9 protein-coding genes are annotated in these 11,768 nt (G+C 72.5%); 7 read left to right on the forward strand and 2 right to left on the reverse strand.

The window, feature by feature from the left end; genetic code table 11:
* Both G3I53_RS15485 and G3I53_RS15490 read left to right on the forward strand, forming a co-directional pair.
* A partial coding sequence (locus G3I53_RS15485) for an AAA family ATPase (RefSeq protein WP_164438454.1) occupies positions 1–1,033 on the forward strand: 1,033 nt, incomplete at its 5' end.
* A 205-nt stretch (positions 1,034–1,238) separates the two neighbouring features.
* Positions 1,239–2,657, forward strand: coding sequence for a sugar porter family MFS transporter (locus G3I53_RS15490; RefSeq protein ID WP_164338099.1), 1,419 nt, complete (start codon positions 1,239–1,241; stop codon positions 2,655–2,657).
* Positions 2,658–2,809: 152 nt separating this feature from the next.
* Here the strand turns inward: G3I53_RS15490 and G3I53_RS15495 are convergent, their stop codons facing one another.
* Positions 2,810–3,781 (reverse strand): LLM class flavin-dependent oxidoreductase, encoded by a 972-nt coding sequence (locus G3I53_RS15495; RefSeq protein WP_164338098.1) that lies wholly within the window; start codon positions 3,779–3,781, stop codon positions 2,810–2,812.
* 164 nt (positions 3,782–3,945) lie between these two features.
* Between G3I53_RS15495 and ftsY the strand changes: the two genes are divergently transcribed.
* Complete coding sequence (gene ftsY, locus G3I53_RS15500; protein ID WP_164338097.1) at positions 3,946–5,145, forward strand: signal recognition particle-docking protein FtsY; 1,200 nt, start codon at positions 3,946–3,948, stop codon at positions 5,143–5,145.
* A 129-nt stretch (positions 5,146–5,274) separates the two neighbouring features.
* On the opposite strand, the gene G3I53_RS15505 is transcribed toward ftsY, so the two are convergent.
* Entirely contained in the window at positions 5,275–5,940 is a 666-nt protein-coding gene (locus G3I53_RS15505; protein WP_164347389.1) for a bifunctional DNA primase/polymerase, read from the reverse strand.
* A gap of 446 nt (positions 5,941–6,386) precedes the next feature.
* Here G3I53_RS15505 and G3I53_RS15510 point away from each other — a divergent pair, with 446 nt between their 5' ends.
* The 4 genes from G3I53_RS15510 to G3I53_RS15525 form a co-directional block, all read left to right on the forward strand.
* A complete protein-coding gene (locus tag G3I53_RS15510; RefSeq protein ID WP_164337220.1) occupies positions 6,387–7,880 on the forward strand; it encodes a hypothetical protein in 1,494 nt (497 codons plus the stop codon).
* 316 nt (positions 7,881–8,196) lie between these two features.
* Positions 8,197–9,534, forward strand: a complete 1,338-nt coding sequence (locus G3I53_RS15515; protein WP_164337221.1) for an ammonium transporter — start codon at positions 8,197–8,199, stop codon at positions 9,532–9,534.
* Positions 9,531–9,869, forward strand: a complete 339-nt coding sequence (locus G3I53_RS15520; RefSeq protein ID WP_164337222.1) for a P-II family nitrogen regulator — start codon at positions 9,531–9,533, stop codon at positions 9,867–9,869. The genes G3I53_RS15515 and G3I53_RS15520 overlap by 4 nt, the downstream gene beginning before the upstream one ends.
* A gap of 29 nt (positions 9,870–9,898) precedes the next feature.
* The coding region (locus tag G3I53_RS15525; protein WP_164438455.1) for a [protein-PII] uridylyltransferase at positions 9,899–11,768 on the forward strand (1,870 nt) is incomplete at its 3' end.

Genomic DNA, 11,768 nt, shown 5'->3' on the forward strand with positions numbered 1-11,768 from the left:
CGCCGGGGCGGTCGCCGCGGGCGCCCGGCAGCTCCTCGCGCACGTCGAGGTGTCGCTCGCGCGGGCCGACGCGGAGCGGGCCGCCGCCGAGGCGGCCAAGGCCCACCGCGAGCAGGAACTGGCCCGGGCGCGCACCGAGGGGCGCGATCTCAAGGCGGAACTCGACAAGTTGACGGATTCGGTTCACCGCGGCGAGGTACTCGGCGCCGAGAAGCGGCTGCGCGTGGAGCAGTTGGAGACCAAGGCGCTGGAGGAACTGGGTGTCGAACCGGAGGGGCTGGTGGCGGAGTACGGTCCGCACCAGCTGGTGCCGCCCGCGCCCCCCGCCGAGGGCGAGCAGCTGCCGGAGGACCCGGAGCACCCGCGCAACAGGCCCCGCCCCTTCGTCCGGGCCGAGCAGGAGAAGCGCCTGAAGGCCGCCGAGCGTGCCTATCAGCAGCTCGGCAAGGTGAACCCGCTCGCCCTGGAGGAGTTCGCGGCGCTGGAGGAACGCCACCAGTTCCTCAGCGAGCAGCTGGAGGACCTGAAGAAGACGCGCGCGGACCTGCTGCAGGTCGTCAAGGAGGTCGACGAACGCGTCGAACAGGTCTTCACGGAGGCGTACCGGGACACCGCCAGGGAGTTCGAGGGCGTCTTCGCGCGCCTGTTCCCGGGCGGCGAGGGACGGCTGGTGCTGACCGACCCCGACAACATGCTCACGACGGGCGTGGACGTCGAGGCGCGTCCGCCCGGCAAGAAGGTCAAGCGGCTGTCGCTGCTCTCGGGCGGTGAGCGGTCCCTGACCGCCGTGGCGCTGCTCGTGTCGATCTTCAAGGCGCGTCCCAGCCCGTTCTACGTCATGGACGAGGTCGAGGCCGCGCTCGACGACACCAACCTCCAGCGGCTGATCCGGATCATGCAGGAGCTGCAGGAGGCGTCGCAGCTGATCGTGATCACGCACCAGAAGCGGACCATGGAGGTCGCCGACGCGCTGTACGGCGTGTCCATGCAGGGCGACGGCGTGTCCAAGGTCATCAGTCAGCGTCTGCGCTGAACCGTCACATCAGCTTCAAACCCTGAACGCATCAGACCCTTCTGCGCTCCGTGTCGTCTAAAAAGTCACATGACATGGGCTATTGACTTCAAGAGTTGAAGACATAGTCTCTGCGATGTTGTTCTTACCTTCAGGTACCTTCAGGTGAACCTCGAAGGGCCGACCCCCCCGTCCGGCGATGCCGCCGGTGGCCCGAGGAGTACACGTGACCAGCTCGACGCAGGCACACCCACCAGGAGCCGCAACGGCTCACCCCGACCATCTCGGGCACGTCGTCTTCATCGCGGCATCGGCCGCGATGGGCGGTTTCCTCTTCGGTTACGACAGTTCCGTGATCAACGGCGCCGTCGAGGCCATCCGTGACCGCTACGACATCGGCTCGGCCGCCCTCGCGCAGGTCATCGCCGTCGCCCTGATCGGCTGCGCCATCGGCGCCGCGACCGCCGGCCGCATAGCCGACCGCATCGGCCGCATCCGGTGCATGCAGATCGCCGCGGTCCTGTTCACCGTGAGCGCCATCGGCTCCGCGCTGCCCTTCTCGCTGTACGACCTCGCCTTCTGGCGCGTCGTCGGCGGCATCGCCATCGGCATGGCCTCCGTGATCGGCCCCGCCTACATCGCCGAGGTCGCCCCGCCCGCCTACCGCGGCCGGCTCGGCTCCTTCCAGCAGGCCGCGATCGTCGTCGGCATCGCCGTCTCGCAGCTGGTCAACTGGGGCATCCTGAACGCCGCCGACGGCGACCAGCGCGGCAAGCTGCTGGGCCTGGAGGCCTGGCAGGTCATGCTCGGCGTCATGGTCGTCCCGGCCGTCCTCTACGGCCTGCTCTCCTTCGCCATCCCCGAGTCCCCCCGCTACCTGATCTCCGTCGGCAAGCACGAGCGCGCCCGGAAGATCCTCGAAGAGGTCGAGGGCTCGAACGTCGACCTGGACGCCCGCGTCGGCGAGATCCGGGCCGCGATGCACCGGGAGGAGAAGACCAGCTTCAAGGACCTCCTCGGCGGGAGCTTCTTCTTCAAGCCGATCGTCTGGGTCGGTATCGGCCTGTCGGTCTTCCAGCAGTTCGTCGGCATCAACGTCGCCTTCTACTACTCGGCCACGCTGTGGCAGTCGGTCGGCGTCGACCCCACGGACTCGTTCTTCTACTCCTTCACCACGTCGATCATCAACATCGTCGGCACCGTCATCGCGATGATCTTCGTCGACCGGATCGGCCGCAGGCCGCTGGCCATCATCGGCTCCGTCGGCATGGTGATCGGTCTCGGACTGGAGGCCTGGGCCTTCTCCTTCGACCTCGTCGACGGCAAGCTGCCCGCCACCCAGGGCTGGGTCGCCCTGATCGCCGCCCACGTCTTCGTCCTCTTCTTCGCCCTCTCCTGGGGTGTGGTCGTCTGGGTCATGCTCGGCGAGATGTTCCCCAACCGGATCCGCGCCGCCGCGCTGGGCGTGGCCGCCGCCGCGCAGTGGATCGCCAACTGGGCCATCACCGCCAGCTTCCCGTCGCTGGCCGACTGGAACCTGTCGACGACCTACGTGATCTACACCGTCTTCGCCGCCCTCTCCATCCCCTTCGTCCTGAAATTCGTCAAGGAGACGAAGGGCAAGCGGCTGGAGGAGATGGGCTGACCCCGGCGCCGGCGGCCCCGCGGCCGGCGCCCCACGGACGGGGGAAGGGCTCACTCCCCGCTGCCCCTCCCCCCACCCCCCACCCCCCACCGCCGCCCCGCCCCGGACCCCCGGGCCGGGGCGGCGTCACGTCCGGCGCCGGCCCGGACGGGTCAGGCGTCCAGCCGGGGCAGGACCCGCTCCGCGAACAGCTGCAGGCTGCGCCACCCCTCGTCCACGGGCATCCCGCCCACCAGCGGGTGCAGCACGTACGTGTCACGCCCGAGGGCCGCGCAGTCGTCCGGGGTGAGGACCCGGTACACGCCCTCCGCGCGCAGCTCCTCCACCGTGGCGGCCGCCGACCGCACCGCCGAGCGGACCCCGGCCGGCTGCCAGGAGGCATAGGTGCGCGCCTCGTGCAGGAACTGCTCCCCGTACAGCGCCCAGGACCGGTCCGGGTCCTCCGCCACGTGCAGCAGCGAGGTCTCGGCGGCGGGCATCATCACCCGTCCCGAGGTGCCGTACTCGGCGAGCCGCTCCTGGTAGTACGTCTCCAGCTCCGGCAGGTGCGCGCTGGGGAAGAACGGCAGCCCGAGCCGCGCGGCCCGGCGGGCCGCGGCCCGGGACGACCCGCCCACCAGGAGAGGCGGATGCGGCTCGGTCGAGGGGCGCGGGGTGATCCGCACCGTGCGGCCCCGGTGGGTGAACTCCTCACCCGTCCACGCCTTCAGCAGGGTCTCCAGCAGCTCGTCCTGGAGTGCGCCGCGCCGGGCGAAGTCCACCCCGAACAGCTCGTACTCCTCCGGCCGGTACCCGATCCCGGCGACCGTGACCAGCCGGCCCCCGCCGATCAGGTCCAGCACCGCGATCTCCTCGGCCAGCCGCAGCGGGTCGTGCAGCGGGCCGATCATGGCGGAGACGGTGACCGCGATCCGCCGGGTGGCGCCGAGGACGACACCGGCCAGGACGAACGGCGACGGAAGCCAGTTGTCGGCCGCCCCGTGGTGCTCCTCCGTCTGCACGGTGGTGATCCCCCGGTCGTCCGCGTAGGCGGCCATCTCCAGGGCGGCCCGGTAGCGCGCGCCGAGCGCGGCGGGGGAGGCGCCTGGAGCGACCAGGTTGAAACGTACGACCGTGACGGGCATGGCTGGGTTCCCTTCGCCGTGTCCACCGTCCGCCGGGCGGCTCTGGGACGGACGGTAGCTGACGGGCCGTCAGGTGACCAGGGTGTGCGAGCCCCCGGCACGGCCGGTCCGGGCGGCCCGCGGTCGGGGCGGCGGGGGGTGCCATGGCTGATACTGGACGGGTTATGGACATCGTCATCCTTGCTGTAGTCATCGCCGTGGTCGTGCTCGGCGCGATCGGCGGGCTCATCGTCGGCAGCCGCCGCAAGAAGCCGCTGCCCCCGCCGCCGCCCGCCGCGCCCGACATCACCGCCCCTCCGGCCGAGCCGCACGTCGGCGACGAGGCCGAGACGCCGCGGGAGGAACCGCGGCGCACCATCGAGGAGGTTGATCTTCCGGACGGCTCCGCCGTCGTCATCGAGGAGCCGCCCGCCGCGGAGGCTCCCGCCATCGAGATCCCGGCCCCCACCGAGGGCCGCCTGATCCGCCTGCGGGCCCGTCTGTCCCGCTCGCAGAACGCCCTCGGCAAGGGCCTGCTCTCCCTGCTGTCCCGCGAGCACCTCGACGAGGACACCTGGGAGGAGATCGAGGACACCCTGCTCACCGCCGACGTCGGCGTGCAGCCCACCCAGGAGCTCGTCGAGCGGCTGCGGGAGCGCGTGAAGGTCCTCGGCACCCGCACCCCCGAGGAGCTGCGCGGTCTGCTCCGCGAGGAGCTGATCACCCTGGTCGGTCCCGACATGCACCGCACCGTGCACACCGGCAACGAGACCGGCGGTCCCGGCGTCGTGATGGTCGTCGGGGTCAACGGCACCGGCAAGACCACCACCACCGGCAAGCTGGCCCGCGTGCTGGTCGCCGACGGCAACACCGTCGTGCTGGGCGCCGCCGACACCTTCCGCGCCGCCGCCGCCGACCAGCTCCAGACCTGGGGCGAGCGGGTCGGGGCCCACATCGTGCGCGGCCCCGAGGGCGGCGACCCGGCCTCCGTCGCGTTCGACGCGGTCAAGGAGGGCAAGGAGATGTCCGCCGACGCGGTGCTCATCGACACCGCCGGCCGCCTGCACACCAAGACCGGCCTCATGGACGAACTCGGCAAGGTCAAGCGCGTCGTGGAGAAGCAGGCCCCGCTGGACGAGGTGCTGCTCGTGCTGGACGCCACCACGGGCCAGAACGGCCTCATCCAGGCGCGTGTCTTCGCCGAGGTCGTCGACATCACCGGCATCGTCCTCACCAAGCTGGACGGCACCGCCAAGGGCGGCATCGTCGTCGCGGTCCAGCGCGAGCTGGGCGTCCCGGTCAAGCTGATCGGGCTCGGCGAGGGCGCGGACGACCTGGCCCCGTTCGAGCCGGCGGCATTCGTGGACGCGCTCCTCGGGGAGTGACCCCCGGCCCCCGCCCGCACGCGAGGAAGCGCCCGCCTCCCGGACAGCCCGGGGACGGGCGCTTCGCCGTGCGGGCGCCGGGGAAGGGGGGAGCGGGAGAGGTCGCCTACGCCCTCCGGGGGTACGCCCCTACGCGCGCGAACGGTGGGCCACGTAGGCCAGCGTGCCGAGGATCAGGCGGGCCTGGGGCGGCCGGGTGGCGGAGTCCAGGGCGGGGGAGCGCAGCCAGCGGACCGGGCCGAGGCCGGACCGGTCGAACGGCGGGGCCGTGATGTGCGTACCGGGACCGAGGCCCCGCAGGTCCAGGGCGGCCGGGTCGTCCCAGCCCATGCGGTAGAGCAGCCGGGGCAGTGCCGCGGCGGCGCCCGGGGCCACGAGGAACTGGGCGCGTCCGTCCGGGGTGGCGGTGACCGGTCCCACGGGCAGCCCCATGCGCTCCAGGCGGGCCAGCGCGTGCCGGCCGGCGGGCTCGGCCACCTCCAGCACGTCGAAGGCGGTGCCGACCGGGAGCATCGCCGACGCCCCGGGGAACCCGGCCCAGGTCTCGGTCACCTCGTCCAGCGGCGCCCCCGCGGGGATGCGCGGGGCGAAGTCCAGCGGGTGCGCGCCCGGCGCCCGGCAGTCCGGCCGCCCGCAGGAGCAGGCGCCGGCGGCGGCCCGGGCGCCCGGGAGGACGTCCCAGCCCCACAGGCCGGTGTACTCCGCCACGGTGGTGGCGTCCGAGGCGCGGCCGCGGCGACGCGAGCCGGACCGGATGTCGCGGATGCCCCGGCTGATACCGATCGTGAAGCCCATGCCCCCTCCAACGGGTCCGACGTACCGGTGGTTACGCAGCGGACGCGGAATGTGACGCTCTGCTTCCGGCTTCCCCCTGCCGTCAGGCCCACTCGGCGTCCGGAAGCCGTAGGGGTGGTGCGTTCAGCTCTGTGCGCCCCTGCGTGCACCACCGCGTCCACTCTTGGCTGTCCAGTGTCAAGTCAATCGCGAGACGGCGACCGTGAGTTCATTCGAAGGGGTGGCGAATGGTGGCGATTGTGCATCCGCCATGGCTGGGCGGGTGATCGTGGGATTACGGTGTGTGCACGGCTTCTTGGGGCACGTGCACTCGTGGGTATGCCGGAGGCAACTCGGCTTTCCGTTCGAAGGGTGGCAACCGCCGGACGGGCGGCCCCGACAACCGGCATTCTGATAAGGCTTGGCGCACTCAGCGACAAGTGGTCTTCAGGGATGGGGGCGTTCCAGTGAGCGGCAACGGCGGTGGCGGGGCGAGCGCGGCGAGTCCGGAGAAACGTCCGAACGAGCTGCTCTCCTCGTGGTTCGTCCGCAGTGGCTGGTCCAAGGGCGAACTGGCCCGTCAGGTCAACCGCAGAGCCCGCCAGCTGGGCGCCAACCACATCTCGACCGACACCTCGCGCGTGCGCCGCTGGCTCGACGGCGAGAACCCCCGCGAGCCCATCCCCAAGATCCTCTCCGAACTGTTCTCCGAGCGCTTCGGCGTCGTCGTCTCCGTCGAGGACCTGGGCCTGCGCGCCACCCGCCCGGCACCCTCCGCCACCGGCGTCGACCTGCCCTGGACGGGCCCGCAGACCGTGGCCCTGCTCAGCGAGTTCTCGCGCAGCGACCTGATGCTGGCGCGGCGCGGCTTCCTCGGGAGCTCGCTGGCGGTCTCCGCGGGCCCGTCCCTCATCGAACCCATGCAGCGCTGGCTCGTCCCCACCCCGGCCGCCCCGCAGTCCCGCCCGGAGACGGAGCCGGCCTCCTCCGGCCGCGGCCGGGGCCGGCTGTCCAAGCCGGAGCTGGACCTGCTGGAGACCACCACCGTGATGTTCCGGCAGTGGGACGCCCAGTGCGGCGGCGGCCTGCGCCGCAAGGCCGTCGTCGGACAGCTGCACGAGGTCACGGACCTGCTCCAGGAACCCCAGCCCGAGTCCACCACCCGGCGCCTGTTCAAGGTGGCCGCCGAGCTCGCCGAGCTGGCCGGCTGGATGTCGTACGACGTGGGGCTCCAGCCCACCGCGCAGAAGTACTTCGTCCTCGCGCTGCACGCCGCCAAGGAGGCCGGCGACCGTCCCCTCGGCTCCTACATCCTCTCCAGCATGAGCCGCCAGATGATCCACCTCGGCCGCCCCGACGACGCCCTGGAACTCATCCACCTCGCCCAGTACGGCAGCCGGGACTGCGCCGGTCCGCGCACCCAGTCGATGCTGTATGCGATGGAGGCCCGCGCCTACGCCAACATGGGCCAGCCCGGCCGGTGCAAGCGCGCGGTCCGCATGGCCGAGGACACCTTCGCCGAGGCCGCCGAGTGGGACGAGCCGGACCCCGGCTGGATCAGCTTCTTCTCCGAGGCCGAGCTGTACGGCGAGAACTCCCACTCCTTCCGCGACCTCGCCTACGTCGCGGGCCGCAGCCCCACCTACGCCTCCCTCGCCGAACCGCTCATGGAGCGCGCCGTCGAACTGTTCGCCCGGGAGAGCGGCGAGCACCAGCGCTCCTACGCCCTCAACCTGATCGGCATGGCCACCGTCCACCTCCTCCAGCGCGAACCCGAGCAGGGCGCGGCCCTGGCCACCGACGCCATCCGGGCGGCCAAGAAGGTCCGTTCGGAGCGCGTGAACACTCGTATCCGAAAGACGGTCGACACCGCCGTCCGCGACTTCGGCGACCTCGCCGCCGTCGTCGACCTCACCGAGCGGCTCTCCGTCGAGCTGCCGGAGACCGCCGAAGCGGTCTGACCCGCGGCGGAACCGCAGACCCCGGCCGCGGCCGGCCCTCCCGAACTGCCCGACTCGGCTCCCCCATGCCAGTCATTTCGGAGGCCGGCCGCGGCCGGCCCCGTTCCCCCGCACCTGCCGCGGCCCGCGCCGGACAGCGGGGCACACCGCTGTTCACCGACGCGTAACACGCCGGAGGTCTTCGTCACGGCGGCGAAACAACGAGGGGCGCCCACCGAAACGGTGCTGCGCGAATCTCATGGCCCATAAAGGCCCACCCCTCAATCCGCTCAAGGCTTCGCCCGCACGGGGCCGTACCAACGACGAGGAGACGCCGATGGCATCAGCCATCACCCTGGCCGCAGACGCGCCCGCGCTGTCCGCCGCCAACACAGGGTTCATGCTCATCTGTTCCGCCCTGGTGATGCTCATGACGCCGGGCCTGGCCTTCTTCTACGGAGGCATGGTCCGGGTCAAGAGCACCCTGAACATGCTGATGATGAGCTTCATCAGCCTCGGCATCGTCACCGTCCTGTGGGTGCTGTACGGCTTCTCCATGGCGTTCGGCACCGACTCCGGCAGCCTCATCGGCTGGAACTCCGACTGGGTCGGCCTCAGCGACATCGGCCTCACCGAACTGTGGGACGGCACCACCATCCCGCTCTTCGTGTTCCTCGTCTTCCAGATGATGTTCGCCATCCTCACCCCCGCCCTGATCAGCGGCGCCCTCGCGGACCGCGTGAAGTTCACCGCCTGGGGCCTGTTCGTCGCCCTGTGGGTCACCGTCGTCTACTTCCCCGTCGCCCACTGGGTGTGGGGCTCCGGCGGCTGGGCCTTCGAGCTCGGCGTCATCGACTTCGCCGGCGGCACGGCCGTCCACATCAACGCGGGCGCCGCGGCGCTCGGCGTGATCCTCGTCATCGGCCGGCGCATCGGCTTCAAGAAGGACCCGATGCGCCCGCACAGCCTCCCGCTGGTCATGCTCGGCGCCGCCCTGCTGTGGTTCGGCTGGTTCGGCTTCAACTCCGGCTCGTGGCTCGGCAACGACGACGGCGTCGGCGCGCTGATGTTCGTCAACACCCAGGTCGCCACCGGCGCCGCCGTCCTCGGCTGGCTCGCCTACGAGAAGATCCGCCACGGCGCCTTCACCACCCTGGGCGCCGCCTCCGGCGCCGTCTCCGGCCTGGTCGCCATCACCCCCGCCGGCGGCGCGGTCTCCCCGCTCGGCGCCATCGCGGTCGGTCTCGTCGCCGGTGTCCTGTGCGCCATGGCCGTCGGCCTGAAGTACCGCTTCAACTACGACGACTCCCTCGACGTCGTCGGCGTCCACCTCGTCGGCGGCATCATCGGCTCCCTGCTCGTGGGCTTCTTCGCCACCGGCAAGGGCCAGTCCGACGTGGCCGGCCTCTTCTACGGCGGCGGCCTCGACCAGTTCTGGAAGCAGTGCGCCGGTGTCTTCGGTGTCCTCGCCTACTCCCTGATCGCCTCCGCGGTCCTCGCCCTCCTCCTCGACAGGACCATCGGCATGCGCGTGCCCGAGGACGACGAGGTCGCCGGCATCGACCAGGCCGAACACGCCGAGACCGCCTACGACTTCAGCGGCACCGGCGGCGGCTCCCGCACCACCGCCGCCCCCGCCCCCGCACCGGCCCAGAGCAAGAAGGTGGACGCATGAAGCTCATCACCGCCGTCGTGAAGCCGCACCGGCTCGACGAGATCAAGGACGCCCTCCAGGCCTTCGGAGTACAGGGCCTGACCGTCACCGAGGCCAGCGGATACGGCCGCCAGCGCGGCCACACCGAGGTCTACCGGGGTGCCGAGTACACCGTCGATCTCGTCCCCAAGATCCGCATCGAGGTGCTGGTCGAGGACGACGACGCCGAACAGCTCATCGAAGTGATCGTCAAGGCCGCCCGCACCGGCAAGATCGGTGACGGAAAGGTGTGGTCCCTCCCGGTCGACACGGCCGTACGGGTCCGGACCGGCGAGCGCGGACCGGACGCGCTCTGACGACACGGCAACGGAACAGGAGCCGCCGGGTGACGAGTACGGACACGCACGACACGGACATCGCGGGACCCGGCGGCTACGCGGCGGCCCGGCTGCGCCTCCTCACCGAGGACGCGCGGCCCGGGCCGCACCGCCGCACCGCCCTGGCGGACCTGACCGACACCTGGCTCACCGGGCTGTTCACGGCGGGCACCGAGCACACCCGGGGCGTCTCCCTCGTCGCCGTCGGCGGCTACGGACGCGGCGAGCTCTCCCCGCGCAGCGACCTCGACCTGCTCCTCCTGCACGACGGCAGCGACCCCGACGCCGTCGCCGCGCTCGCCGACCGCCTCTGGTACCCCGTCTGGGACCTCGGCCTGGCCCTCGACCACTCCGTGCGCACCCCCGCCGAGGCCCGCCGGACCGCCGCCGACGACCTCAAGGTCCAGCTCGGCCTGCTCGACGCCCGGCACCTCGCCGGCGACCTCGGCCTCACCACCGCCCTGCGCACCACCGTGCTCGCCGACTGGCGCAATCAGGCCCCCCGGCGCCTGACCGCCCTGAAGGACCTGTGCGACGAGCGCGCCGAACGCCAGGGCGAACTCCGCTACCTGCTGGAACCCGACCTCAAGGAGGCCCGCGGCGGCCTGCGGGACGCCACCGCGCTGCGCGCCGTCGCCGCCTCCTGGCTCGCCGACGCCCCGCGCGAGGGCCTCGCCGACGCCCGCCGCCGTCTCCTCGACGTACGCGACGCCCTGCACCTGACCACCGGCCGCGCGACCGACCGGCTCGCCCTCCAGGAACAGGACCAGGTCGCGGCCGCCCTCGGCCTCCTCGACGCCGACGCCCTGCTGCGGCAGGTCTACGAGGCCGCCCGCGTCATCGCCTACGCCGGCGACGTCACCTGGCGCGAGGTGGGACGCGTCCTGCGCTCCCGCTCCGCCCGGCCCCGGCTGCGCTCCCTCCTCGGCGGCCGGCAGACCGCCGAACGCACCCCCCTCGCCGAGGGAGTCGTCGAACAGGACGGCGAAGTGGTCCTCGCCCGCACCGCCCGCCCCGAACGCGACCCGGTGCTCCCGCTGCGCGCCGCCGCCGCCGCGGCCCAGGCCGGCCTCCCGCTCTCCCTGTACGCCGTCCGACGCCTCGCGGCCACCACCCGCCCGCTGCCCGCCCCCTGGCCCGCCGAGGCCCGCGAACAGCTCGTCACCCTGCTGGGTTCCGGCCGGCCCGCCGTCGACGTGTGGGAGGCCCTGGAGGCGGAGGGCCTGATCAGCCGGCTGCTGCCCGACTGGGAGCGCGTGCGGTGCCGCCCGCAGCGCAACGCCGTACACCTGTGGACCGTCGACCGGCACCTCATCGAGACCGCCGTGCGCGCCTCCGCCCTCACCCGGCGCGTGCACCGCCCCGACCTGCTGCTCGTCGCCGCGCTGCTGCACGACATCGGCAAGGGCTGGCCCGGCGACCACTCGGTGGCCGGCGAGGTCATCGCCCGGGACGTGGCCGCCCGCATCGGCTTCGACGCCCACGACGTCGAGGTGATCGCCACGCTGGTGCGCCACCACCTGCTCCTCGTCGAGACGGCCACCCGGCGCGACCTGGACGACCCGGCCACCGTCCGCGCGGTCGCCGACGCCGTCACCACGCCCGGCACCCTGGAACTGCTGCACGCCCTCACCGAGGCCGACGCCCTCGCCACCGGACCCGCCGCCTGGTCGGCCTGGCGCGCCTTCCTCGTCACCGATCTGGTGCACCGCGTCTCGGCGGTCCTCGCTGGCGCGCCCCCCGCCGCCCCCGAGGAGGCGGCCCCCACCGCCGAACAGGAACGGCTCGCCGTGGAGGCGGCCGCCACCGGCGGCCCGGTGCTCGCCCTGCGGACCCGGACCGAGCCGCCCTCGGCCGCCGAGGACGCCGCCGGCCCCG

This window comes from Streptomyces sp. SID14436, from assembly GCF_010548465.1.
Taxonomy (GTDB): Bacteria; Actinomycetota; Actinomycetes; order Streptomycetales; family Streptomycetaceae; genus Streptomyces.